Genomic DNA, 23734 nt, shown 5'->3' on the forward strand with positions numbered 1-23734 from the left:
GCACCCATGGACGGGCCACTCACCCTCGCGATCGACGTCGGCGGCTCCGGGCTGAAGGCCACGGTGCTCGACCCCTCCGGCGAGATGACCTCCGAGCGCATCCGCCGCGAGACCCCCTACCCCTGCACGCCGACCGTGCTGCTCGACGAGCTCACGACGCTGGCCGCCACGCAGCCCGCCTACGACCGCGTCTCCGTCGGCTTCCCCGGCGCGATCCGCCGCGGCCGCGTGCGCGAGGTGCCCGCCTTCTCCCGGCGCGGCCCCGGCAAGGACCCCGACCCCGAGCTCGTCGGCCTGTGGCACGGCTTCGAACTGGAGGCGGCGCTGCGCGAGCGGTTCGACCGCCCGGTGCGCGTGGCCAACGACGCCGACGTCCAGGGCTCGGCCGTCGTGTCCGGGCAGGGCCTGGAGCTGGTCATCACCCTCGGCACCGGCGTCGGCTGCGCCATCTTCTTCGACGGCGTCCTGCTGCCGCACATGGAGCTCTCGCACGGGCGCTTCGGCGAGGGGCTCTCCATCGAGGTCGCGTGCGGCGACAACCAGCGCGAGGAGATCGGCAAGCACGCCTGGCGCGCCCGCGTCCTCGACGCGCTGGAGGCCTTCGAGGCGATGGTGCTGCCCGACCACGTCTACATCGGCGGGGGCAACGCCAAGAAGCTCGACGCCGACACCCTCGGCCCGAACCGCACGCTGGTGCCCAACATCTCCGGGCTGCTGGGCGGCATCGCGCTGTGGAACCAGCCCGCCCTCCCGCGCACCGCGGACGCGGGCTCGGCACCCGCGCCGGCCCAGGCCTGATCCCGCAGCCCTGATCCCGCGGGGCGGCCCGCCTGACGGCAGGATGGCGGCGTGGACATCGCCGCTACCCCCGAGTGGGCCGCCCTCACCGAGCACCACGCCGCCGTCTCCGGGCTGCACCTGCGTGAGCTGTTCGACGCCGACCCCGAGCGCGCCGCCGCTCTCACCACGACCGGGGCCGACCTCGTCCTGGACTGGTCGAAGAACCGCGTCACGCGCGACACGCTGCCGCTGCTGACGGCGCTGGCGCGAGCCGCGGGGCTGCCCGAGCGCACCGACGCGATGTTCGCGGGCGAGCACATCAACACCAGCGAGGACCGCGCGGTGCTGCACACCGCCCTGCGCGCACCGCGGGCCACGGCGCTCGCCGTCGACGGGCAGGACGTGGTCGACGACGTGCACGCCGTCCTCGACCGCATGGGCGAGTTCACCGACGCCGTCCGCTCCGGGGCGTGGACCGGGCACACCGGCGAGCGCATCCGGGCCGTCGTCAACATCGGGATCGGCGGTTCCGACCTCGGCCCGGTGATGGCCTACGAGGCGCTGCGCGACTACGCCGACCGGTCGATCGAGATGCGGTTCGTGTCCAACATCGACCCCACCGACGTCGCCGAGGCCACCCGCGACCTCGACCCGGCCAGCACGCTCTTCGTCGTCTCCTCCAAGACGTTCACCACCCTGGAGACGCTGACGAACGCGCGCGTCGCCCGCGCCTGGCTGCTCACCGGGCTGGGCGTCGAGGATCAGCACAGTGACGCCGCCGTCGCCAAGCACTTCGTCGCCGTCTCGACGAACGTGCAGGAGGCCACGGCGTTCGGCATCGACGAGGCCAACATGTTCGGCTTCTGGGACTGGGTGGGCGGGCGCTACTCGCTCGACTCCGCCATCGGCCTGTCGCTGATGATCGCGATCGGCAGGCGCCAGTTCGCCGAGTTCCTCGCCGGCATGCACGCGATGGACCGCCACTTCCGCGACGCCCCGCTCGAGCAGAACCTGCCGGTGATCGCCGGGCTGCTCGGCGTCTGGTACGTCAACTTCTTCGGCGCCGAGACCCACGCCGTGCTCCCCTACAGCCAGTACCTGCACCGGCTGCCCGCCTACCTGCAGCAGCTGACGATGGAGAGCAACGGCAAGTCCGTGCGCGGCGACGGCACCCCGGTCACCACCGCCACCGGCGAGATCTACTGGGGCGAGCCGGGCACCAACGGCCAGCACGCGTTCTACCAGCTGATCCACCAGGGCACGCGGCTCGTGCCGTGCGACTTCATCGGGTTCGCCGAGCCGAACCACGTCCTGCCGGTGGACGACGAGACCGACATGCACGACCTGTTCATGTCCAACCTCTTCGCCCAGACCTCCGCGCTGGCGTTCGGCAAGACCGCCGAGGAGATCGCGGCCGAGGGCACCGCGGCCGAGGTCGTGCCGCACAAGGTCATGCCCGGCAACCGGCCCAGCTCGACGATCCTCGCGCGCAAGCTCACCCCGTCGGTGCTGGGGCAGCTGATCGCGTTCTACGAGCACGTCACGTTCGTCGAGGGGACGATCTGGGGCATCGACTCGTTCGACCAGTGGGGCGTCGAGCTCGGCAAGGTCCTGGCCAAGCAGCTCGGGCCGACGCTGACCGACGCCTCCCCCGACACCTCGGGGCTCGACTCGTCCACCGCGGCCCTCGTGGGCCGCTACCGCGCCTGGCGCGGTCGCTGACCGGAAGGCACCGATGGCCGACCACGACGGGGCGGCGCCCGCCGGGCTCGATCGCCACCTCCCCGAACCCGGCCCGCGGCACGTCCGCACCGCGCTCACCACGGTGCTGCTGCTGCTCGCGGCCGGGGCGGCGATGTGTGCGGCGCTCGACGGGTTCGGCCCGGCGCGGTTCGACGCCCGGCTGCTCGGCGAGGCGGTCGAGACCCGCACCGGCGGGCTGAACACCGCCGCGGTCACGCTGACGACGGTCGGCAACACGTTCGCGATGGCCGTGCTCGCCACGCTCACCGGGATCTGGTGCTGGACGCGCGGACGGCGGTCGGACGCGGTGTTCGTCGTCACCGCGATGGCCGGGGCGGTCCTGCTGTTCCGCGGGGTCAAGGTGCTGGTCGACCGGCCGCGGCCGCCGGCCGTCACGCAGGTGGTCCGGGAGACGAACGAGTCGCTGCCCTCGGGGCACGCCACGATGTCGACGGTCGTGATCGGCTCGCTCGTCGTGCTCGCGTGGGCCGGGCGCAGCGCGCTCGCCCGGACCGCGATGGTGACGGCGGCCGTCCTCTGGATCGGGGCGGTCGGCGCCACCCGCGTCTACCTGGGCGTGCACTGGTTCAGCGATGTCGTCAGCGGCTGGTTGCTCGGCGCGGCCTGGCTGGTCGCGTGCGTGGCGGTCCGGCGGTGGTGGCGCCGGCGCACCGCCGTGGACGCCGCACCGCCCGCCGCCGGAGCCGCGTCGGCGTAGGCCGTCACCGCAGACCCAGCCCGGCGGCGATCTCCCCCGCCCGCCGGACGGGAGCGCCGCCGGGCTCGCGCAGGGCCGTGACCAGGGCGCCGTCGACGAGGAGCAGCACCTGCCGCGCGCGCTCCTCGTCGCCGGTGAGCGGGACCAGGAACGCCACCAGCGCCTCCTTGTGCGCCGCGCCGAGCGCGTGCGTCGCGCTGCCGGGGTCGGCCGCCTCGATGATCGCGTTGATCGCGGGGCAGCCCCGGAAGCCGGGCGCGATGACCTGGTCGGCGAGCTCCTCGAACACCGCGGCGACACCGCCCCCGCGCGACTCCACCGACGCCGCGAACGCCTCCCGCCAGCGCGCCAGTCGTCGCTCCAGCACCGCGACGACCAGGTCGTCCTTGCCGGGGAAGTGCCGGTAGAACGAGGCCCGCCCGACGCCGGACTCCGCGAGCAGCCGCTCCACCCCGACCGCGCGGACCCCCTCGGCGTGGAACAGGCGGTCGGCGGCGTCGAGCAGGCGCTCGCGGGCGGCGGTCGGCATGGACCGACACTAGCGCAAAACGGCACCGATCGGTACCGTTTGGTCCATGAGTCGATTCGCAGAGCTGGCGTTCACCGGTACCGTCCGCGAGGTCCAGGCGGAGCAGGGCAGCGCGACCGCCATGGCGCGGATGCTCGGGCCGGCCGACTCCGGGCCCGACGCCCTCGGCCCGGCGGAGGCGGCGTTCCTCACCGAACGCGACGGCGTCTACCTGGCGACGGTCGGCGACACCGGCTGGCCCTACGTCCAGCACCGCGGCGGCCCGCCCGGCTTCCTGCACGTCCTCGACGAGCACACGCTCGGCTTCGTCGACGTCCGCGGCAACCGCCAGTTCGTCTCGGCCGGCAACCTGCGCCACGACGACCGCGTCGCCGTCTTCGCGATGGACTACGCCGGGCAGCGGCGGCTCAAGCTGCTGGGCCGCGCCGAGGTCGTCGCCCTGGACGCCGACCCGGAGCTGACGGCGCGCCTGTCCGACGTCGCCGCCGACGGCACGCCGGAGCGGGTCGTGCTGATCCACGTGGAGGGCGTGCAGCGCAACTGCCCCCAGCACATCACCCCGCGCTGGTCGGAGGCCGAGCTGGTCGACGCGCTGGCCCCGATGCGCGAGCGGATCGCGGAGCTGGAGGCCGAGGTGGCGCGGCTGCGCTGAAGGGCTAGCGCTGCTCCTCCGCGCACCACCACGTCGACCGGCCGCCGACGGTGCCGTGCAGCATGTGCGAGCCGCAGCGCGGGCAGGCGGCGTCGGCGTTGCGGTACGGGATGACCTCGCCGGTGTGCACGCCGCCGTGCGCGATGGCCGCCTTCAGCGACGACTCGAGGCTGTCGTAGAGCCGATCGAGGTCCTTCGGACGCAGCTCGTCGGCGGGCCTCGCCGGGGAGATCGACGCCTGCCAGAGCGTCTCGTCGGCCAGCAGGTTGCCGACGCCGGCGAGCACGGTCTGGTCGAGCAGCCGGGCCTTGACAGCGGAGTGCCCGCGCCCGATGCGGGTGCGGAAGTCCTCGCGGGTGATCTCCTCGGCGTCCGGGCCCAGCGCCTCGTGGTCCGGGTCCAGGCGGACGCGGCCCAGGCGGCGCTTGTCGAACAGGCGCAGCGAGCCGCCATCGGCGAAGTGCACCGTGAACCGGTCCCACTCGGGCTTGCGGGCGCCCGGGCTCGCAGTTGGGGATTCGGGGTGCTCGGGCCCGGTCGGCCCGACCCTCCCGTCGACGACGATCCGCCCGCCCATCCCGAGGTGGATGCCGAGCTCCGGGCCGACGTCACCGCGCACCGACGTCTCGCACCACATCGTCTTGCCCCGCCGGTGGGTTGCCGTGAGCTCACCGCCGACCAGCGCCGCCGCGATCTGGCCGGGCGGGTGCGGGCGGCACACCCAGTCGTCGTTGTCGTCGATCGAGGCGATCTCGCGGTGCAGGGCGTCGCTCAAGACCGTGCGGGCCAGCTCGACCTCGGGCAGTTCGGGCACGTTCCCATCCTGGCGCGCGGCGGGAACAGTCGCGCGGCGAGGCGGGTTGGGGCCCGTGTGGACCGCACCCGGGTACGCGCGCCGCAGCTGCGCGGGCGGCGCTGGCTGAACACCGGCGGGGTGGACCTCTCGCTCGCCGATCTGCGCGGCAAGATCGTCCTGCTCGACTTCTGGACGTTCTGCTGCGTCAACTGCCTGCACGTCCTCGACGAGCTCCGCGAGCTGGAGGAGCGCTTCGCCGACGTGCTCGTGGTCGTCGGCGTGCACTCGCCGAAGTTCGCGCACGAGGCCGACCCGGCCGCCGTCGAGGCCGCCGTGGAGCGCTACGGCGTCACGCACCCGGTGCTCGACGACCCCGACCTCGCCCTGTGGGACGCCTACGCCGCCCGCGCCTGGCCGACGCTCGTCGTCATCGACCCGGCGGGGTACGTCGTCGCGCAGATGGCGGGCGAGGGGCACGCGCACGGGCTGGCGGTGCTCGTCGAGGAGCTGGTCGCGGCCCACGGCGACGCCCTGCGCCGCGGCGACGGCCCCTACGTCGCCCCGCCCGAGCCGGCGACCGCGCTGCGCTTCCCCGGCAAGGTGGTCGCGCTCGACGGCACGTTCCTCGTCTCGGACACCGCGCACCACCAGCTCGTGGAGCTGGAGCCCGACCTCGTCACCGAGCGGCGGCGGATCGGCACGGGCGAGCGCGGGTTCGTCGACGGGACGAGCCCGCGGTTCTCCGAGCCCCAGGGCCTGCTCCGGCTCCCCGACGGCGACGTGCTGGTGGCCGACGCGGTGAACCACGCGGTCCGCCGGGTCCACCTCGCCGACGGCGCGGTGTCGACGGTGGCCGGCACGGGCGGGCAGCTGCGCAGGCGGGTGGAGGTCGGCGAGGGCGCGGCGGAGCTGTCGACGCCGTGGGACCTCGCGTGGTGGGACGGGCGCGTCGTCGTCGCGATGGCCGGCACGCACCAGCTGTGGGAGCTCGACCCGGCCACCGGCGACGCGCGGGTGCTGGCCGGCACGACCAACGAGGGACTGCGCGACGGCCCGCCGTCCGACGCGTTCTTCGCCCAGCCCTCGGGCCTGGCCGTCGACACCGATGGCGTGCTGTGGGTCGCCGACTCCGAGACCTCCGCGCTGCGGTCGGTCACCGCGCGGCCCCTCGTCGGCGCGGCGGTGAGCACGGCCGTCGGCCTCGGGCTCTTCGACTTCGGCCACCGCGACGGCGACGCCGGGCAGGCGCTGCTGCAGCACCCGCTCGGGGTGGCGGTGCTGCCCGACGGGTCGGTCGTCGTCGCCGACACCTACAACGGTGCGCTGCGCCGCTACGACCCCGCGACCCGCGCGGTCTCCACCCTCGCGCGCGACCTGCGGGAGCCCTCGGACGTGCTGGTCGACGGCGACACCCTCGTGGTCGTGGAGTCGGCCGCGCACCGGCTCGTGCGGGTGCCGGTCCCGGCGAGCAGCCGCGTCGACGGGGCCGCGCACCGCGTGCGGCGCGCCCGCACCGACCTCGCCCCCGGGGCGCTGACGCTGCACGTCGACTTCGTGCCGCCGAACGGGCAGCACCTCGACGCGCGGTTCGGCGACCCGACCTCGCTGAAGGTCGCGGCGTCCCCTCCGGAGCTGCTGCTCTCGGGCGGCGGCACGTCCCCCGGGCTCACCCGCGAGCTCGTCCTCGCCGCCGACGGGGAGGGCGTGCTGCAGGTCGGCGCGGCCGCGGCGGCCTGCGACGACGGCGACGGCGTGTTCGCGGCCTGCCACCGCTACCAGCAGGACTGGGGCATCCCCCTGCGGCTGGTGCCGGACGCGCCGCGGGTGCTCACGCTGCCGCTGCGGAGCACGTCGGCCCCGTAACGGCGTCAGCCGAGGAGGAGCACGGTCCACCGGCCGTCGGTGGTCGGGGCGAGCAGGGCGGGGCCGTCGGTGTCGCCGGCCTCCTCGGCGTCGAGGATGCGGCGCTCGAGGACCTGCAGGTCGTCGGTGACGTCGCTGGTGTCGTCGTCGGTGGCGGTGACCTCCACGGTGTCGCCCACCTGCAGCCCGTCGACGACCTCGACGGGCACCCGCAGCAGCGTCCCGACCCGCCCGACCGACGGCGGCAGGCCGTCGGGGTCGGCGTTGACCGGGCCCAGGGCGACGAGGTGGTCGCGGGTGGCGACGGTGGTGTCGGGGTCCTGCTCCTCCTGGTCCTGCTCCTCCTGGTCCGCCGGCGCCCGCAGCGCCCCGAACGCGGCGACCGGCGGGGCGGCGCGCAGCACGGCGGCTGCGGCGGCGACGTCCACCGGGGCCTCGGCCGGCAGCTCGACCGGGGCCGCCGGGACGTCGACCGGGAGCAGCGCCGCCACCGCCGCCGCCGGCGCGGGTGCGGGCGCCCGGCCCGCGGCAGCGCTGCTCTCCGTCGGCTGCGCGCCCTCCACCTGGTCGCGCAGGCCGTCGGGAAGGGCGGCGGGCGGGGCGTCGAACGACTCCGGCACCGGGACGGGCGCGGGGGCGGGCGCGGGCCGCGGCGGCAGGAGCGCGGGGTCGCCGAGCGCGGCCGGGCGTGTGGCGCCCAGGTACTCGTCGCCGTGGTAGCGGTACCGCGCCACCTGCACCGGCTCGCCCCTGCGGGGCGCGTTGACCATCGTCCCGTCGCCCAGGTAGAGCCCGACGTGGTAGACGCGCTCGGGGACGCCGTAGAAGACGAGGTCACCGGACTGCAGCGGCATCCCGTCCGGCACGCCGGGCCCGGCGTAGTACTGCGTGTGCGCGGTGCGCGGGATCGCGACGCCCGCGACGGCGTAGGCGTGGTGGGTGAGGCCGGAGCAGTCGAAGCCGGTGTCGCCCGCGGCCGGCCCGTCGCCGCCCCACTCGTAGGGCGTGCCGAGCTGGGCGAGCGCCGCCCCGACCGCCGACGCCGCCACCTCGGCGGCGCGGTCGGCCGAGAACGCCGCGGCCTCGGGCGCGGGGTCGGCGACCAGCGGCACCGAGCCCGGCACGATCCCCGCGGGCCCGGCCGCCGGCACCCCGCCGACGATCACGGCCAGCACCAGGGCGCCGAACGCCGCGCGCACGAACGGCACGGGCGGGGCGGGACGGCGGTGGCGTCCTCGGCGGGGTCGTGCGGACCGCGGCGGCATGCCCCGAAGCCTCCCCCGTCACCCCCTTCCGCCACATCACACGGACGGTGACGACTCAGACCCCCAACCAGGTGAGAACGGCCATGACCCGTCGGTGGTCGTCGCCCGAGGGCGGGAGCCCGAGCTTCCCGAAGATCGACGAGATGTGCTTCTCCACGGCCCCCTGCCCGACGACGAGCGCCCGCCCGATCGCAGCGTTGGTGCGCCCCTCGGCCATCAGCCCGAGCACCTCGCGCTCGCGCGGCGACAGCGACTCCAGCGGGTCGCGGCGCCGGCGCCGGGCGAACAGCGCGGACACCACCTCGGGATCGAGGACGGTGCCGCCGTCGACGACGCGGCGCAGGGCGTCGGCCAGGTCGTCGAGCCGGGCGACGCGGTCCTTGAGCAGGTAGCCCACTCCCCCGCCGCCGCCGAGGAGGTCGGCGGCGTAGGACTCCTCGACGTACTGCGACAGCACCAGGATCGCCGTCCCGGGCACGCGCTCCCGCACGGTCAGGGCCGCGCGCAGGCCCTCGTCGGTGAACGTCGGCGGCATCCGGACGTCGACGACGGCGACATCGGGCCGGTGCTCGACCACGGCCGCGACCAGGGCGTCCCCGTCGCCGACCGCGGCCACGACCGTCGCGCCCGCCTCGTCGAGCAGCCGGACCAGGCCCTCCCGCAGGAGCAGCGAGTCCTCGGCCAGCACGACCCTCATCCGACCCCCACCATCGGGATCTCCGCCGTCAGCACCGTGGGCCCGCCGACCGGGCTCACGAGGTCCAGCGCCCCCTCGACGGCGGCGAGCCGGTCGGCCAGCCCGGCCAGACCGTGGCCCTTGCCGGGGTGTGCGCCGCCGCGCCCGTCGTCGCGGACCTGCACCAGCACCCGGTCGCCGTCGACACCCACCGCGACCACGCACTGCGACGCCCCCGCGTGCTTCGCCACGTTCGTGAGCGCCTCGGTGACGACGAAGTACGCCGTGCTCTCGACGGCCTCGGGCATCCGGAGGCCGTCGGGGAGGTCGACGTCGAGCACCACGGGCGTCGGGCAGCGGGCGGCCGCCGCGGCCAGCGCCGGGCCCAGCCCGCGGTCGGCGAGGATCGGCGGCGCGATGCCGCGCGAGAGCGCCCGGAGCTCCGCAAGCGCCTCCCGGCTCTGCACCAGCGCCCCGGCGACGAGCGGCCGGGCGCGCTCGGGGTCGTCGTCGAGGCGGCGGGCGACCGCCTCCAGGTCCATGGTCAGGCGGACGAGCCGCTGCTGCGGGCCGTCGTGCAGGTCGCGCTCGACGCGCCGCAGCGTCTGCGCCTCCGCCTGCACCGCCGAGCGCCGGCTCGACTCCAGCGCCGCCGCCCGCTCCCGCAGCGCCGCCGCCTCGTTCGTCAGCAGGGCGCGGGCGAGCCCGGCCTGCGCGGCGACCAGCCCGCGCAGGACCAGCGGCAGCGTGAGCAGCAGGAGCACGCCGGCCAGCGTCGTGGAGGCGATCTCCGCGACGAGGGAGGAGATGCCGGTGACCAGCCCGAACAGCCCGGAGACGCCGTCGTCGCGCGGGATCGACCAGAGCCACGCCGCCGACGTCACGCCGCCCACCGCGCCGACGCCCCACGCGAGCGCCACCGAGAACGTCACGACGTGCACGGGGAAGGCTACGAGGGCGTGCAGCAGCTCGCGCCAGGACTGGGCATCGGCCAGCCGAGACCACAACCGCCCGAGCCCCCGCCCGCGCGGCTCCCGGTGGTGGTGGGCGGGCAGGGCGATCCCGGCGGTGCGGACGAGCGCGCGCTCGGCGCCGGCGAACCCGCGCGCCGCGGCCAGCACGGCCACCAGCACGGGCAGCCCGACCCATACGACGAGCGTGCCCGCCCCCACCGCCGTGCCCGTGACGACCACGACGAACGCCGCGGTGCCCAGCGGGAACCCCGCGAGGAGGTAGGCGTAGCTGCGTGCGATGCGACCCATGCCCACCACCCTCGCTCCCCCGCGCCGCCCGCCCCAGCCTGCGCCCCTCCCGGCGGAGGGTAGGGCGAACCCCACCCCCGCGGCCATGATCGTGGTCGTGGTGCGGTGTAACGGCACCGGCCGCCACAGCGGTACCGGTGGGTGACCCTCCGATCGCTCCCCGTCCTCCTCGGCGTCCTGCTCGTGGCCGCCGCCTGCGCAGCACCGTCCCCCGCCCCGGCTCCCGCTCCGGCCCCCGCTGCCCCGGCCACGGTCGCCCCGGCGCCCGCACCGACCTCCGCCGCCCCCGTCGCCGCGGAGCCCGCCGCGACGAGCTGGGTGATGCCCGACCTCGTCGGCGCGAACCTGCAGGACGCCCAGAACGCGATCCAGTCCCTGACCGACTTCGCCATCCCCATCACGACCTCCACCGATGCGACCGGCGCAGGACGTCAGCAGGTGCTCGACCGCAACTGGACGGTCTGCGCCCAGAACGTCTCCCCGGGCGAGACCATCACGAGTGGCACGGCCATCGACTTCGCAGCGGTGAAGCTGGAGGAGAGCTGCTGAACCAACCGTGAGTGGAAACCGGTGCTGAGCACCGGTTTCCACTCACGGGTCAGCGCACCGCGAGGCCCAGCTCCGCCGCCGCCCGCACCTGTCGCACGTCGCGGCTGAGCAGGACCACCTCGTCGGCCAGCGCGGGCACCGCGGTGAGTGCGGCCGCGAGGTGCAGGGCGTCGAGAGTGCGCAGGCGGTGCTCGACGACGAGCCGCCGGGCGAGCGGCAGCACCTGTGCCGCGTCGAACCCGAGCATCAGCAGGGGGCCGCCGTCGCCACAGTCTGCGTCGAACCGGTCGAGCAGCGCCGTACCCTCCTCCAGCCGGCGCGCGCGCACGGCCGCCGTGACGGCACTGGCGAACTCGACGCGGGTCAGCTCGCTCGTCACGACCGGGTCGGCACCGTCGAACACCGTCGCGGCGAGCTCGTCGTGGCCGGGCTCGTCCGCCAGGTAGGCGCCGACGACGGCGCTCGTGTCGGCGTACAGCACGATCACGACGCGTCGCGCTCCGCGGCCAGCGCCTCACCGACCGAGGTGCCGGCGCCGCGGGTCGACGCGATGACCCGGTCCCGCGGCTCGGCGCGCGCGGGGGCGGGCGGGGTCACGACCAGACCGGCCTCCCGCGCCCGTTGCCGCAGGACCGTACGGGCGTCGACCGGTGCACCGGTGACGCGTTCCAGCGCCTCGACCACCAGCGCGTTCACCGACCGACCCTCGGCCTGCGCCCGGGCCTTGAGCCGGGCGTGCAGGTCGTCGTCGAGGCGGGTGATGAGCTGGCGCACGGGTCGATGCTATCAGTAAGGAGGCATGTGATAGCAGTTGTCAGGCCAGAGAGGAAGCCACTTCTGCGTCGACCTCCCGGGCGATGTCGAGCTGCCACGGGCCTGCGACGTCCAGCAGCAACTCGTCCCATCCTGGCGCCGCTGTGGCGCGACGCGCCCGACTGTCCTGCGCTACCTGGATCGACAGCATCGCTGCCCGCATCAACACCGGCCAATTGACATGGCGGAACGCCATCGCCGTGGCGACGGGAGTCGCGACCGATGGCGGCAACAAGATCGCTCTAGTCAACGCTTTACCCAGCGACGCTGCCCCGACGATGGAATGAGCGGCGAGGAGCAGTTCGGTGCGCAGTGCCTCCTCACCTGGTTCGAGCACTGCGCTCCCTCGACTGAGCAGCGCACGCCCGTGCACGTGAACACGCCCGATCAACTCGGTACTAAGTCCCGGCAACGTAGTGAGGAGTCCCGACCGAAGGTTCATCCCATGGCGAAAGGTGTCTTGAGCGAATGTCGCGAGCTGTTCCGACGGCAGAGTGAGGAACGACCACCCTGGGAGCGGCAGGCTCATCGGCGTGATGACGTCAGTGGCCAGGTGCTTGGCGAGAAGGGTCAACGCCGGTCACGTCCCCGCTGGTGGTGTAAGTCCCGGCCCGTTCGGCGTGCCTGAGCACGGTGGAGGGGCCACCGCGTGAGTCTCTGCGTGAACCGACCAAGGATCTCGTAGAGAGGTGCCACGCGATGGCCCTGGACCAGTCTGCCCTGCTCGAAGTCCTCGATGCACTCAAGGCCGCCGATGTCGGTGATCGTGTCCGCCAGGCTGCGGAGACGGTGTATCAGGCGTTGATCGAGGCCGAGCTCACCGACGCGATCGGCGCCGGCCGCCACGAGCGTTCCGCGGAACGCAGCAACCAGCGCAACGGGCACCGCACCAGGACGTTGTCGACGACTGCTGGGGATCTGGAGCTGAAGATCCCGAAGCTGCGCACCGGCTCGTTCTTCCCGTCGCTGCTCGAGCGCCGCCGCCGGGTCGATCAGGCCCTGTTCGCGGTCGTGATGGAGGCCTATCTGCACGGCGTGTCCACTCGCAAGGTCGACGACCTGGTCAAAGCCCTCGGCGCCGACACCGGAATCTCCAAGTCCGAGGTGAGCAGGATCTGCGCCGATCTCGACGTCGAGGTCGGCACGTTCCGCGACCGCAGCCTGGCCGAGCAGCAGTTCCCCTACGTCTTCCTCGACGCCACCTACTGCAAGGCCCGGGTCAACCACCGGGTGGTGTCCCAGGCGGTCGTCATCGCCACCGGCGTCCGGGCCGATGGCTGGCGTGAGGTCCTCGGGTTCGCCGTCGGCGACAGCGAGGACGGCGCGTTCTGGACCGCGTTCCTGCGCTCGCTCAAGGCCCGCGGCCTGGGCGGGGTGCAGCTGGTCATCTCCGATGCCCACACCGGGCTCAAGCAGGCCATCTCCGCGGTCCTGCTCGGCGCGGCCTGGCAAAGGTGTCGGGTGCATTTCCTGCGCAACGTCCTCGCTCAGGTCCCCAAAGGCAGCTCGGAGATGGTCGCGGCGGCGATTCGCACGATCTTCGCCCAACCCGACGCCGGGCATGTCCGCGAGCAGCTCGGGGTGATCGCCGGGATGCTCGGCCGGCAATCGGTCAAGGTCGAGACGATGCTGCGTGACGCCACCGAGGACCTCCTCGCGTTCACCTCGTTCCCGGCCGCGCACTGGAAGAAGATCTGGTCGACCAACCCGCTGGAGCGCCTGAACAAGGAGGTCAAACGCCGCACGGACGTGGTCGGGGTGTTCCCCAATCCCGAAGCCCTGCTCCGGCTGGCCGGCGCGGTCCTGGTCGAGGCCCACGACGAATGGCAGGCCACCGACCGCCGCTACCTCTCCGAGGCCACCATGGCCCTACTCACCGCCCCCACAACCCAAGAGGGGCTGGCCACCCCGGAACTGATGACGGCATGATCTGAACCGCAGCGACCCCGCGGACCGAGTTACACCACCCGGCGGGACGTGACCGTCAACGCCTCACCGATGGACGCCACTTGACGGTAGGGAGCGGTCAGTGGGTTGTAGCGATCAGCACGTATAAAACGTCGCTCGCCGTCGATCCAGGACAACCCGAGGAACTCGCCTGTACGGACCTGCTGCAGCCCTGTCCAAAATCGGAGCAGATCGTGTCCGCTGCCGAGACGGTGGGTGTGCGCAGTACTGCCTGGAGCGAAGTGATCGATAGCGAGCCGCTTGCTCTCCTTCTCCCATGTAGCGAACGGTTCAGATTCCTTCAGCCCCTTCAACCTGCTCCGAACCGCTCGATCGATCGTCGAATCGAACCAGGTAGCGCCCATTCCCACCAGCCCGGCAAGAGCGACGGCGGCGACGTCGTCCACACCCCACTGCAACCGCTGCCGCGACTGCCACAAGCCGAACTCTGCACGCAGCTCTGGCGACAACGCAGCATCGAGGTCGATCTCCGTCCACCCACGATCGGCGCGCAACGCGTCGTTCACGACGGTGAGTGCCTCGTAGCGCAGCGGCTCAGCAGGGGCGGGTTCCAGGCCGATCCCGTCGTCACCCGCGAGCAACCGCTCCGTCTCGGCCTCGAGCTCGGCCAACCGCCGGTGCTGCGTGTCGAGGTTGCGCCCGAATCGACTCGTCCACCTCAGACCGCCGCGGGCAAGCGCTCGATGACGACCTGGAGCGCTGCCCCGGCGATCCGGGCGTCGTCGTGCTCGGCCTCGAGCCGTTTCCGCAGCTCCTGGTTCTCGGCTGTCAGCGCGGCGTTGTCCGCTCTCAACCGGCGGATCTGGTCGGCCAAGGCGCTGATCCGGGTGCTCACCTCGTCGAGGCGCACCTGCAGTCCCTCGACGACGCGGCGGGCCTTCTCGTCATCGCCCTCCGCGTCGAGGACCACTAGCCGGGTCACGACATCGAGCTTCACCGCGTCGACGACGACCTTCCCGGCGCTCCATCCCGTTAACCGCGATCCCGCAGCACCTGCTCCGGCGCCGGTGATCGCGCCGAGGCCGGTCAGCAGTGCCGCGCCACCGGCGACGCCGAATCCGCCGGCCGCGATCGAGCCGCCACCGAGCGCGGCGAGACCGGCGGACGTAGCAGCGGCACCGCTCAACCCGATCGCTCCGCCCAGCGCCGCGCCGATCAGCGGTGTGGCCGCTCCCGCCGTACCCACACCCAGGCCGACGCCCACGACCGAGGCTGCGGCCACCCGTCCCCACCGGATCTGCTTGCGCCGCACCGCCCGCAGGACAGCGGTGAACTTGGCGGTGACGGCGTCCAGGTCCCCGGGCTGGAGCCCCGGAAGGTGAGCGGCGATGTCGACGAGCGCGCGGCGGCGACTGCGGACGTTCCAGGCGACCCCGTCCGGCCACGGCTCGAAGGAGTAGAGCTCGATCAGGATCAAGAGGGCGCGGGATCTGCGGGTGATCCTGGCAGCGAGGTCGGGCACGGCGTCCTCGATCGGGGCGCGCTGGCGCGACGGAGCCTGCGCGGCGATCGCGGCACCGGCTGCGCGTGCCCAATCCGGGAGGTCGGCCGAGCGCGACCAGTGTCCCTGCACGGCCGCATCGGCGAACCGGTCGCGCACCACCGTCTTGCGCTGCTGCACCTGCGGCGTGCGCTCGGCGATGACGTCGCGGCCGAGCATTACCTGCTGCAGGAGCGTCAGCACGAGCATCTCGCCAGTGTCGAGCCGGAGCTCGCGGGCGACACCGTCCATCGTCTGGGGGTCGGTCACGGCAGCAGTATCGCGCCAGGCTGCTCAGCCGAAGTCCGGCGCCCGCTTCTCCCGGTGGGCCGCCACACCCTCCCGCACGTCGTCCAGACCGAACCCGTAGAACTCCAGCGCCAGCGACGCGTCGAACGACGGGCCCGCCGCGCGGTACCAGTTGTTCAGCGCCTGCTTCGTGAACTGCACCGCGCTCGGTGAGGCCGCCGCCAGCTTCCGCGCCACCTCCAGCGCGCGGGCGTGCACCTGGTCGTCGTCGACGCAGAGCGACACCAGGCCGATCCGCTCGGCCTCCTCGCCGGTGAGGACGTCGCAGGTCAGGAGGTAGTACTTGGCCTTGGCCATGCCGCACAGCAACGGCCAGTTGATCACAGCGTGGTCGCCGGCCGCGACGCCGAGGCGCGTGTGGCCGTCGACGATCTTCGCGTTCCGCCCGGCGACGGAGATGTCGGCGAGCATGGCCACCGCCAGCCCGGCCCCGACGGCGGGGCCGTGGATCGCCGAGACGACGGGCTTGGAGCAGTTGACGACGTTGTAGACGAGGTCGCGGGCCTCGCGCATGACCCGGGTGCGCACGGCGGTGTCGGCGACGATCGACTCGATGAGGTCGAACGACCCGCCCGCCGAGAACCCCTTGCCGGCACCGCGGACCAGGACGGCGCGGACGGAGTCGTCGCGGTCGATCGCGGTCCAGATGTCGGCGAGCTGGCCGTGGGCGTCGGCGCCGACGGCGTTCAGGTTGGGGCCGTCGAGGACGATCTCCAGGATCGCCTCCTCGGGCCGCTCGACGCGCAGGGCGGGGAAACGGTCGTAGTCCACCCCCGGACCCTAGACGAGTAAGTCCGAATGCGATCAGTGGTCGTAGGCGGTCAGGGAGCGGGTGATCGGTTGGCCGGTGGCCCGGTTGTGCCAGATCGCGGCGGTCAGGGCGAGGAGGCGTTGTCCGATCCGGGCGCCGACCCCGTCGATGGTGCGTCCGCCATGTAGTTCCAGGTCGAGCTGTCCTTTGAGGGTGTCGAAGATCGATTCGACGAGTTGGCGGACGGGTTTGAGCAGATGCTCGGCTGGATGCGGGGTGCGGTTGCGGTAGGACGGTCGCAGTAGTGCAATACCGCGTTCGGCGAGGTAGGTGTCGAGTTCGCGGGACACGTAGCCCTTGTCGGCGATGATGGTGAGTCCGGGCCGGTCGGCGGTCAGAGTGTGGTCGTGGTCCAGTGCGGCAATGAGCACCTGGCGTTCGTCGATCTTGGGGTCGGCCAGGGCCCAGGTGATAGGCAGCCCGGACGGGGTGGCGATCAGGTGCAGGCGCAGTCCCCAGAAGAACCGTGAGTGCGAGGCGCAGTAGCTGTAGCCGGCCCAGCCGGCGAGGTTGGAGCGCTTGACCGTGGGGCGGGAACGGGCGCACTCGACCGGGGTGGAGTCCACGACCCAGACCGGGTCGGCCCATAGATCGGTGTCGGTGGCCAGTACCCGGATCAGCTGTTTGATCAGGGGCAACGCCGCGCGTAGACGCTTGTTGTAGCCCGACTGGCCGGGCAGGTAGGGGAACGCGCCGGGCAGGTGTGTGGGCACGAACCGCAGCCACCGGGCCTCGGACCGCACGCCGAGCAGGACCTGGGCGACGGCGAGGGTGAGCAGTTCGGCGTCGGAGAGTTTCGGTGGTCTCCCGGTGCGGGTGCGGCGCCCGAGATAGTCATCGATCTTGACGTAAAGTGCGGTCAGGAGGGTGTTGAGGTTGGTCGTCACACACTGACCTTCAACACCCTCCGTCCACCTTCGTGGGTGCCACGCCGTTAGGACTTACTCGTCTAGGGTCTGAGCGCCTTGCGCGTCCGGTCCAGCTCGGGCGCGGCGCGCTTCACCTCGACGCCGCCCATCAGCGCCAGACCGGTGATCCGCACGCGCGGGCCGTCGGGGCGCGCGCCGGCGGCGCGGCCGTCGAAACCGCCCATGAAGCCGAAGCCGTCCACCTCGACGTGCAGGTGCTCGGGCACCGTGATCTCGATGCCACCCATGATCGCGACCGCGGTGATGGTGACATCCGGGCCGGCGAACCGCGCGTGCGTGAGGTCGAGCTCGACCCCGCCCATCAGCGCGACGGCCTGGTGGCGCACCGGCACGACCCACTCCCCCGAGCGGTGGCAGCCGCTCAGGACCGCCACCGACACGGACGGCCCGGTGACGCCCTCGGGCACCGCCGCCGGCGCGACGCGCCGTCCGGTGACCTCGAGGGGCAGGTCGCGCGTCAGCGGCACGAGCTCGCCGTAGGTGCGGGCGGCGTAGAGGGTCTCGAGGCGCTCGCCCAGCTCGTCGAGGCTGATGCGCCCCTCGGCCGCGGCGGCGTGGAGCTGTTCGGCGACGCGGTGCCGGTCCTGGTCCGACGCCCGCAGGTGATCGTCCGGCTGAGTTGAGGCCACGTCCGCAGGGTAGGACCGGTCGACGGGCTGCGGCAGCAGGGTTGCGCCGATCGGCCCAGTACCTGCACCCCGGCTCCGGCGGCGGTGGCCCGCGGGGAGGATGCAGGTCGTGCTCCCCACACACCCCGCCCGCCTCCTCGCCGCGGCCGCGCTCCTCGCGCTGGCGGCCTGCGCCGCCCCCACCGAGTCCGCCCCCACCGAGCCCGCGCCCACCGCCTCCCCCGCCCCCGCCGCCGCGCAGGGCGGGGCGCACAGCGGGGGCCACGCCGGCCACTCCACCGCGGACGCCGGCCTGTACGCGGTGCAGAGCGGCCCGCTCGGCGTCGTCGCGACCGACTCCGAGGGCCACCTCCTCTACCGCTCCGACGCCGACTCCGCCGCCCCGTCGACGTCGGCCTGCACCGGCGCGTGCACGCAGACCTGGCTGCCGCTGACCGTCGCCGACGGGGCCGAGCCGGAGCTGCTCGGCGTCGGCGAGGCGCTGGTCGGACGCCTGGACCGGGCCGACGGCGACGACCAGCTCACGCTCGCCGGCTGGCCGCTCTACCGCCACCGCGACGACACCGGCGGCCTCGCCGACGCCGGGCAGAACGGCGCCGACGGCTCCTGGTTCGCGATCACCCCCACGGGGGAGAAGGCGGCGGCGTAGCCTCCGCCCGTGAGCGCACCCCTGGCCGGGTTCACCGTCGTCGCGCTGGAGCAGGCGGTGTCGGCCCCGCTGGCCAGCCGCACGCTCGGCGACCTCGGGGCCCGCGTGATCAAGGTCGAGAACCCCCGCGGCGGCGACTTCGCCCGCCACTACGACGACGTCGTCCGCGGTTCGGCGGCGCACTTCGTCTGGGTCAACCGGGGGAAGGAGTCGGTCACGCTCGACCTCAAGGACCCGCGCGGGCTCGACCTGCTGCACCGCCTGCTCGACCGCGCCGACGCGCTCGTCTCCAACCTCGCCCCCGGCGCCGCCGACCGCCTCGGCGTCGGCCCCGACCAGCTCGCGCAGCGCCACCCGCACCTGGTCGCCGTCGAGATCTCCGGGTACGGGCGGGGTGGGCCGCTGTCGGACAAGCGCGCCTACGACCTGCTGGTACAGGCCGAGTCGGGCGCCTGCTCGATCACCGGCACGGAGGGCGCGCCCGCGAAGGCCGGCCCGCCGTTCGCCGACACCTCCAGCGGCCTCTACGCCGCCATCGCCGTCCTCGCGGGCCTGTTCCGGCGGCAGGCGGGCGGCACCGGCGGCTCCACGCACGTCGCCATGTTCGACGTGATGACCGAGCTCATGGGGTACGCGCTGACGTTCACGCGCCACAGCGGCGTCGAGCAGCAGCCGCGCGGGATGGGCTCCCCCGCGGTCGTCCCGTACGGCGCCTACGCCACCGCCGACGGCCACACGGTCGTCCTCGGCACGACCAACGACGCCGAGTGGCGGCGCCTGGCCCGCGACCTGCTCGCCCGCCCCGACCTCGCCGACGACCCCCGCTACGCCACCGCCGCCGGCCGCGTGGAGCACCGGGACGCGCTCGACGCCCTCGTCGGCGAGTGGTGCGCCCGCACCGACCTCGCCGCGATCCAGTCGGCCGCCGACGCCGCGGCCATCGGCAACTCCCGCTACAACACCACCACCGACGTCCTGGAGCACCCGCACCTGCACGCTCGCGGGCGCTGGGGCGAGGTGGAGACGCCGGGTGGCCCGGTCCCGGCGCTGCTGCCCCCGCTCGGCGAGCGCCTCGACCCGGTCCCCGCGCTGGGCGCGCACACCGACGCGATGCTGCGCGAGCTCGGTGTCGCCGACGCGGAGATCGACGCGCTGCGGGCCGACGGCGTCGTCTGACAGGCCCCCGGGTCGCGCTCTCGCTGCGCCCCCTACCGCCGGGTAGCGTGCGGACCGAACCCCGATCGAGGAGCTGGACGTGGACGCTGCCGACCTGACCGACGTGCTCTCCGCCGTGCGCACCTTCGTCCGCGCGGAGGTCGTGCCGATCGAGGAGCAGATCGACGCGAACGACGAGATCCCCGCGTCGGTCATCGCGGCCTGCAAGGACATGGGCCTCTACGGCTTCGCCATCCCCGAGTCCTACGGCGGCCTCGGCCTCACCATGCACGAGGAGGCGCAGCTCGCCTTCGAGCTGGGCTGGACGACGCCCGCGCTGCGTTCGCTGTTCGGCACCAACAACGGCATCGCCGGGCAGGTGCTGATCAAGGGCGGCACCGAGGAGCAGAAGGCGTCGTGGCTGCCGCGACTGGCGTCGGGCGAGGTCACGGCGTCGTTCGGGCTCACCGAGGCCGACGCGGGCTCCGACCCGTCGACGCTCGCCACCACCGCCCGCCGCGACGGCTCCGACTGGGTCATCAACGGCTCCAAGCGCTACATCACCAACGCGCTCGTCGCCGACGTCGTCATGGTGTTCGCGCGGACCAACCCCGACGCCGTCGGCAACCGCGGCATCTCGACGTTCCTCGTGCCCGCCGGCACGCCCGGTATGACCTTCGGCGCGCGCGACCACAAGATGGGCCAGATGGGCACGTGGACCTCCGACGTCCACCTCGATGACGTCCGCGTTCCCGCCGAGGCGCTCGTCGGCGGTGAGGACGGGCTCGACGTCGGCTTCCAGATCGCGGCGAAGTGCCTCGCGCACGGCCGCGCGCACATCGCGGCGCTCTGCGTCGGCATGGCCGGGCGGCTGGTGCACGAGTCGGTGGAGTTCGCGAAGACCCGCGAGCAGGGCGGCAAGCCGATCGCCTCGTTCCAGCTGATCCAGGGCCTGATCGCCGACTCGGTCACCGACCACTACGCGGGCCGCGCGCTGATCCTCGACGTCGCCCGCGCCTACGACGCCGGCACCGACACCGTCCAGGGCCCCTCGGCCGCCAAGTACTTCTGCTCGGAGATGGTCGGGCGCGTCGCCGACCGGGCCGTGCAGGTGCACGGCGGCGCCGGCTACATCCGCGGGGTCGCGGTCGAGCGCTTCTACCGCGACGCCCGGCTGTTCCGGATCTACGAGGGCACCAGCCAGATCCAGCAGGTGATCATCGCGCGCCAGTCGCTGGGGAAGGCCGCGCGGGCCTAGCCAGGAACGACTGCACCTCGGCCGCGGTCGGGGACGTCGCCGGTCCGCGGCGCGTCACCGACAGGGCCGCGGCCGCGTTGGCCGTGCGTGCCGCCGTCAGCGGGTCGGCGACGTGCAGGAACCCGGTGAGGAACACGCCGGTGTGGGTGTCGCCCGCGCCGGTGGTGTCGACCGGCTCGACCGGGAAGCCGGGGACGGTCACCGGCTCCGCACCCGGGGCGACGGCGACGCAGCCCGCCGCGCCGGCGCGCAGCACGACGCCGCGGCCCGTCCGGGCGGCGAGCGCGGCGGCGTCCCGCGCGGGCGGCCCGGTCGCGCCGAGGATCCCGGCCACCTCCCCCGCGTTGCGCTGCACCAGTCGGCCCGCGCCAGCACCGTGTCCAGCGCCCCGGGCGCGGCCGACGGGGCCAGCGGGTCGGGATCGCCACCACGACCTCCGGCGGCAGCGCCGCCACCCACGCCACCAGTGCGTCGCGCGACGCCGGGTGCAGCAACCCGTAGCCGGAGACCGAGACGATGTCGCCGGGCGCGGGCAGCACGCGCGCGAGGTCGTCGGCGGTGACCCCGACGGCCGCGTCGGGCGAGGTCACGAACGTCCGCTCGCCGGTGGCGTCGACGAGCGTGACGACCAGCCCGGTGTCGACGGCCCGTGGCGCGCCCAGGACGGTGACGCCCTCGGCGGCGAGCGCGGCGCGGACGAGGTCGCCGAACGGGCCGGTGCCGTGCGGCCCCGCGTACACCGCGTCGACGCCCTGGCGCGCCACCGCCGCGAGCACGTTGAACCCGCCGCCGGGCGTCGGGCGCAGCGCCGTGGCCAGGACGCCCCCGCCGGGCGGGGCCAGGGCCGGGACGTCGGCCACGAGGTCGACGACGACGGACCCGACGTGCACGACCCTCACCGCAGCGCCACCCTCACCGCAGCGCCACCCTCACCTCAGCGCCACCAGAGCGGCGGCCAGCGCGTCCAGGTCCAGGTCGTTGACCGCCCGTACGAGGGCCACCGCCTCCGCCGGCACCTCGCCCCCGCACGCCCCGCCGACGGCGCCGGCCATCGCGGCGATCGTGTCGGTGTCGCCGCCCAGCGACGCGGCGGTGCGGCATGCGAGCCACGGGTCGCCATCGGCCGCGGCCAGCACGGCGAACGCGGCTGGCACCGACTCCTGCGTCGCGAGGCTCGTGCCGACCAGGGTCCCGATCAGCTCCGGCGGCACCTGCGCGACGGCCCACGCGATCCGCTCCCCCACGTCGGCCGCCGCGACCCAGCGCCCGCGGGCCGCCGCCCGGCCCGCCGCCTCGACCGCCACCGGCACGGCCTCGGCGAAGCCCGCCCCGTCGATCCCAGCGCTCACCCCCGCCGCGACCGCCGCCGCCCCGGCCAGCGCCACCCCCGTGCCGTGGGTGAGCGCGCTGGCCTCGACGACGCGGTCCACGAGCGCGTCGAGGTCGTCGGACGCGACCGACAGCCCGACCGGCGCGATCCGCATGGCCGCACCGTTGGTGGTGCCGTCGCGGCCCGCCTCCTCGAGCGGCACCCCCTCGGCCAGCGCCGCCAGCGCGCGCCGGGTGGACGGGCCGAGCAGGTCGAGCGAGCCGCGCGCCCGCATCCTGTCCTCCCAGGCGACGAGCCGCCGGGCGAGCTCCGCCGCGTCGACGCGACCGCCCCCCTCGACGACGAGCCGCCCGAGCAGCACCGCCTGCTCGGTGTCGTCGGTGACGGTGCCGGCGGGCAGACCGGCGGCGAGCGGGTGGTCGAGCGACCCGGGGTGGAAGCCGTCGACCAGCGGGCCGTAGCGCTCCACGATCAGCGCGCGCGGCAGCGACTGCGTCGGCATCCCGAGCGCGTCGCCCACCGCCAGCCCCCACAGGGCCGCGGCGGCCCGGTTCACCGCAGCGAGGCGGCGTCGACGACCTCGATCAGCGGCGCGTAGAGGCCCAGGACGTGCAGCGCGGCGCGGTGGCTCTCCTCGTCGACGCCCGCGCACGCGTCGGCCACGACCTGCACCGGCACCCCGGCGTCGGCCGCGGCGACGGCCGTCGAGAGGACGCAGCAGTCGGTGGACACCCCGGCCAGCACGAGCGTCGACCCGCCCACCCGCGCCGCCAGTTCCGGGCCCCACTTGGAGAACGTGGTGGCGTCGACGGTCGAGTCCGCAACGAACGGCGCCGCGAGCCGGTACAGCTCCGCTTCCGGCGAGGCCAGCGCGAACGGCCACTGCGCGTAGTACGCCCGCCAGGCCCCGGCCGGGGCCGCGGGAGCGACGAACCGGGTGAAGGTGACGTCGTCGCCGAGCGCCGCGACCAGCGCCGACACCGGTTCGACGATCGCCGCGAACCCCGGCGTGGCCCACGGGCTGTCCGGGTCGGCGAAGATCCGTTGCATGTCGATCACGGCCAGGTGCACGGCGGACAGTCAACCAGCCCGCGCCCGGGCCGTGGAGCGGGTGTCCGGACGTGCAGCTGGCCGGAAGGTTCGCGGCCCGCCGCGTTCCGCGGAACGCAGATCCAGCCACTCCTGCCGCCGACGGCAACTGCCCGCGCAGCCACCGGTCGCGTTCCGCGGAACGCACCGCCAGCCGAACTGCGCCTCGTCGGCCCCACGCGCACGTCGGGACGTGCGCAGCTGGCCAGAGGGTGCGCAGCCCCGTTCCGCGGAACGCAGATCCAGCCACGCCTGCCGCCGACGGCCACCGCCCGCGCACCACCGGTCGCGTTCCGCGGAGTACGACTCCCACCGTCGGAACACCAGAGATCCACCCACGAGGCCGGCGACGCAGTGCCCCAAATGCGCACTGACCAGCCTCCTGCGCACGTCCTGACGTGCGCAGCTGACCAGGAGGTGCGCAGCCCGCGACCCTCCGCGTTCCGCGGAACGCGACCCGACCCCCGCACACACCGACGGC

26 protein-coding genes and 1 pseudogene are annotated in these 23734 nt (G+C 74.1%); 10 read left to right on the top strand and 17 right to left on the bottom strand.

Annotated features, from left to right (window positions below):
• Window positions 1–6: 6 nt before the first annotated feature.
• From I4I82_RS03845 to I4I82_RS03855, 3 genes are read left to right on the top strand one after another with little or no spacing between them, the layout of a single operon-like run.
• Entirely contained in the window at window positions 7–798 is a 792-nt protein-coding gene (locus I4I82_RS03845) for an ROK family protein (protein WP_218594350.1), read from the top strand.
• A gap of 51 nt (window positions 799–849) precedes the next feature.
• Entirely contained in the window at window positions 850–2502 is a 1653-nt protein-coding gene (pgi, locus tag I4I82_RS03850) for a glucose-6-phosphate isomerase (RefSeq protein WP_218595221.1), read from the top strand.
• Window positions 2503–2515: 13 nt separating this feature from the next.
• A complete protein-coding gene (locus I4I82_RS03855; protein WP_218593303.1) occupies window positions 2516–3241 on the top strand; it encodes a phosphatase PAP2 family protein in 726 nt (241 codons plus the stop codon).
• Between the two features lie 4 nt (window positions 3242–3245).
• Here I4I82_RS03855 and I4I82_RS03860 read toward each other — a convergent pair whose 3' ends face one another.
• Window positions 3246–3770, bottom strand: coding sequence for a TetR/AcrR family transcriptional regulator (locus I4I82_RS03860; protein WP_218593304.1), 525 nt, complete (start codon window positions 3768–3770; stop codon window positions 3246–3248).
• A 46-nt stretch (window positions 3771–3816) separates the two neighbouring features.
• On the opposite strand from I4I82_RS03860, the gene I4I82_RS03865 reads away from it, so the two are divergent.
• Complete coding sequence (locus I4I82_RS03865; protein ID WP_218593305.1) at window positions 3817–4422, top strand: pyridoxamine 5'-phosphate oxidase family protein; 606 nt, start codon at window positions 3817–3819, stop codon at window positions 4420–4422.
• A 4-nt stretch (window positions 4423–4426) separates the two neighbouring features.
• Here I4I82_RS03865 and I4I82_RS03870 read toward each other — a convergent pair whose 3' ends face one another.
• Entirely contained in the window at window positions 4427–5236 is an 810-nt protein-coding gene (locus tag I4I82_RS03870; RefSeq protein ID WP_218593306.1) for an Fpg/Nei family DNA glycosylase, read from the bottom strand.
• 57 nt (window positions 5237–5293) lie between these two features.
• Between I4I82_RS03870 and I4I82_RS03875 the strand changes: the two genes are divergently transcribed.
• Window positions 5294–7081 carry an NHL domain-containing thioredoxin family protein gene (locus I4I82_RS03875; RefSeq protein WP_218593307.1) on the top strand — a complete coding sequence of 596 codons (1788 nt, stop codon included), beginning with the start codon at window positions 5294–5296 and terminating at the stop codon, window positions 7079–7081.
• Window positions 7082–7086: 5 nt separating this feature from the next.
• On the opposite strand, the gene I4I82_RS34725 is transcribed toward I4I82_RS03875, so the two are convergent.
• The 3 genes from I4I82_RS34725 to I4I82_RS03890 all read right to left on the bottom strand — a co-directional run bounded on the left by I4I82_RS34725 (window position 7087) and on the right by I4I82_RS03890 (window position 10284).
• On the bottom strand, window positions 7087–8289 hold the full coding sequence (locus I4I82_RS34725) for a C40 family peptidase (protein ID WP_308112762.1): 1203 nt from the start codon (window positions 8287–8289) through the stop codon (window positions 7087–7089).
• Between the two features lie 112 nt (window positions 8290–8401).
• A complete protein-coding gene (locus tag I4I82_RS03885) occupies window positions 8402–9043 on the bottom strand; it encodes a response regulator transcription factor (RefSeq protein WP_218593309.1) in 642 nt (213 codons plus the stop codon).
• Complete coding sequence (locus tag I4I82_RS03890) at window positions 9040–10284, bottom strand: sensor histidine kinase (RefSeq protein WP_225920500.1); 1245 nt, start codon at window positions 10282–10284, stop codon at window positions 9040–9042. The genes I4I82_RS03885 and I4I82_RS03890 overlap by 4 nt, the downstream gene beginning before the upstream one ends.
• A 141-nt stretch (window positions 10285–10425) precedes the next feature.
• Here I4I82_RS03890 and I4I82_RS03895 point away from each other — a divergent pair, with 141 nt between their 5' ends.
• Complete coding sequence (locus I4I82_RS03895) at window positions 10426–10833, top strand: PASTA domain-containing protein (RefSeq protein ID WP_218595223.1); 408 nt, start codon at window positions 10426–10428, stop codon at window positions 10831–10833.
• A gap of 49 nt (window positions 10834–10882) precedes the next feature.
• Here I4I82_RS03895 and I4I82_RS03900 read toward each other — a convergent pair whose 3' ends face one another.
• The 3 genes from I4I82_RS03900 to I4I82_RS03910 are packed head-to-tail and all read right to left on the bottom strand — an operon-like array spanning window position 10883 to window position 12220.
• On the bottom strand, window positions 10883–11320 hold the full coding sequence (locus tag I4I82_RS03900) for a type II toxin-antitoxin system VapC family toxin (RefSeq protein WP_218593988.1): 438 nt from the start codon (window positions 11318–11320) through the stop codon (window positions 10883–10885).
• Complete coding sequence (locus I4I82_RS03905) at window positions 11317–11607, bottom strand: FitA-like ribbon-helix-helix domain-containing protein (protein ID WP_218593987.1); 291 nt, start codon at window positions 11605–11607, stop codon at window positions 11317–11319. Before I4I82_RS03905 ends, I4I82_RS03900 begins: the two co-directional genes overlap by 4 nt.
• A gap of 40 nt (window positions 11608–11647) precedes the next feature.
• Complete coding sequence (locus tag I4I82_RS03910; RefSeq protein WP_218593986.1) at window positions 11648–12220, bottom strand: hypothetical protein; 573 nt, start codon at window positions 12218–12220, stop codon at window positions 11648–11650.
• Between the two features lie 125 nt (window positions 12221–12345).
• Here I4I82_RS03910 and I4I82_RS03915 point away from each other — a divergent pair, with 125 nt between their 5' ends.
• Entirely contained in the window at window positions 12346–13575 is a 1230-nt protein-coding gene (locus I4I82_RS03915) for an IS256 family transposase (protein WP_218595224.1), read from the top strand.
• A 29-nt stretch (window positions 13576–13604) separates the two neighbouring features.
• Here the strand turns inward: I4I82_RS03915 and I4I82_RS03920 are convergent, their stop codons facing one another.
• The 5 genes from I4I82_RS03920 to I4I82_RS03940 form a co-directional block, all read right to left on the bottom strand.
• A complete protein-coding gene (locus I4I82_RS03920; RefSeq protein WP_218593984.1) occupies window positions 13605–14225 on the bottom strand; it encodes a hypothetical protein in 621 nt (206 codons plus the stop codon).
• Window positions 14226–14272: 47 nt separating this feature from the next.
• Window positions 14273–15364 (bottom strand): hypothetical protein, encoded by a 1092-nt coding sequence (locus tag I4I82_RS03925; protein ID WP_218593983.1) that lies wholly within the window; start codon window positions 15362–15364, stop codon window positions 14273–14275.
• Window positions 15365–15388: 24 nt separating this feature from the next.
• Entirely contained in the window at window positions 15389–16174 is a 786-nt protein-coding gene (locus I4I82_RS03930; RefSeq protein ID WP_218593990.1) for an enoyl-CoA hydratase/isomerase family protein, read from the bottom strand.
• 33 nt (window positions 16175–16207) lie between these two features.
• A complete protein-coding gene (locus tag I4I82_RS03935; protein WP_218595225.1) occupies window positions 16208–17101 on the bottom strand; it encodes an IS982 family transposase in 894 nt (297 codons plus the stop codon).
• Window positions 17102–17163: 62 nt separating this feature from the next.
• Window positions 17164–17772, bottom strand: coding sequence for a DUF1707 SHOCT-like domain-containing protein (locus tag I4I82_RS03940; RefSeq protein WP_218595226.1), 609 nt, complete (start codon window positions 17770–17772; stop codon window positions 17164–17166).
• 109 nt (window positions 17773–17881) lie between these two features.
• On the opposite strand from I4I82_RS03940, the gene I4I82_RS03945 reads away from it, so the two are divergent.
• The 3 genes from I4I82_RS03945 to I4I82_RS03955 all read left to right on the top strand — a co-directional run bounded on the left by I4I82_RS03945 (window position 17882) and on the right by I4I82_RS03955 (window position 20834).
• Window positions 17882–18421: a hypothetical protein gene (locus I4I82_RS03945; protein WP_218595227.1), complete on the top strand. Its 540-nt coding sequence runs from the start codon at window positions 17882–17884 to the stop codon at window positions 18419–18421.
• A 9-nt stretch (window positions 18422–18430) separates the two neighbouring features.
• A complete protein-coding gene (locus tag I4I82_RS03950; RefSeq protein WP_218595228.1) occupies window positions 18431–19597 on the top strand; it encodes a CaiB/BaiF CoA transferase family protein in 1167 nt (388 codons plus the stop codon).
• Window positions 19598–19676: 79 nt separating this feature from the next.
• Complete coding sequence (locus I4I82_RS03955; RefSeq protein ID WP_218594390.1) at window positions 19677–20834, top strand: acyl-CoA dehydrogenase family protein; 1158 nt, start codon at window positions 19677–19679, stop codon at window positions 20832–20834.
• Here I4I82_RS03955 and I4I82_RS34360 read toward each other — a convergent pair.
• The 4 genes and pseudogenes from I4I82_RS34360 to I4I82_RS03970 all read right to left on the bottom strand — a co-directional run bounded on the left by I4I82_RS34360 (window position 20794) and on the right by I4I82_RS03970 (window position 23235).
• Complete coding sequence (locus I4I82_RS34360) at window positions 20794–21189, bottom strand: PfkB family carbohydrate kinase (protein WP_308112861.1); 396 nt, start codon at window positions 21187–21189, stop codon at window positions 20794–20796. The genes I4I82_RS03955 and I4I82_RS34360 overlap by 41 nt on opposite strands.
• Window positions 21190–21352: 163 nt before the next feature.
• Window positions 21353–21733 (bottom strand): annotated as a pseudogene (locus I4I82_RS34365) (PfkB family carbohydrate kinase); the annotation flags it as partial.
• 30 nt (window positions 21734–21763) lie between these two features.
• Complete coding sequence (locus tag I4I82_RS03965; protein ID WP_226369864.1) at window positions 21764–22720, bottom strand: ADP-ribosylglycohydrolase family protein; 957 nt, start codon at window positions 22718–22720, stop codon at window positions 21764–21766.
• Entirely contained in the window at window positions 22717–23235 is a 519-nt protein-coding gene (locus tag I4I82_RS03970; protein WP_226369865.1) for a cysteine hydrolase family protein, read from the bottom strand. The genes I4I82_RS03965 and I4I82_RS03970 overlap by 4 nt, the downstream gene beginning before the upstream one ends.
• Window positions 23236–23734: the final 499 nt, after the last annotated feature.

The organism is Pseudonocardia oceani, from assembly GCF_019263585.2.
In the GTDB taxonomy this organism is placed as follows: Bacteria; Actinomycetota; Actinomycetes; order Mycobacteriales; family Pseudonocardiaceae; genus Pseudonocardia; species Pseudonocardia oceani.

What these genes read in the sequence shown, in the direction of transcription:
- I4I82_RS03845 (WP_218594350.1), top strand. Translation starts at nt 7, where the DNA reads ATGGACGGGCCACTCACCCTCGCGATCGACGTCGGCGGCTCCGGGCTG.
- I4I82_RS03855 (WP_218593303.1), top strand. Translation starts at nt 2,516, where the DNA reads ATGGCCGACCACGACGGGGCGGCGCCCGCCGGGCTCGATCGCCACCTC.
- I4I82_RS03860 (WP_218593304.1), bottom strand. Translation starts at nt 3,770, where the DNA reads ATGCCGACCGCCGCCCGCGAGCGCCTGCTCGACGCCGCCGACCGCCTG.
- I4I82_RS03865 (WP_218593305.1), top strand. Translation starts at nt 3,817, where the DNA reads ATGAGTCGATTCGCAGAGCTGGCGTTCACCGGTACCGTCCGCGAGGTC.
- I4I82_RS03885 (WP_218593309.1), bottom strand. Translation starts at nt 9,043, where the DNA reads ATGAGGGTCGTGCTGGCCGAGGACTCGCTGCTCCTGCGGGAGGGCCTG.
- I4I82_RS03890 (WP_225920500.1), bottom strand. Translation starts at nt 10,284, where the DNA reads ATGGGTCGCATCGCACGCAGCTACGCCTACCTCCTCGCGGGGTTCCCG.
- I4I82_RS03915 (WP_218595224.1), top strand. Translation starts at nt 12,346, where the DNA reads ATGGCCCTGGACCAGTCTGCCCTGCTCGAAGTCCTCGATGCACTCAAG.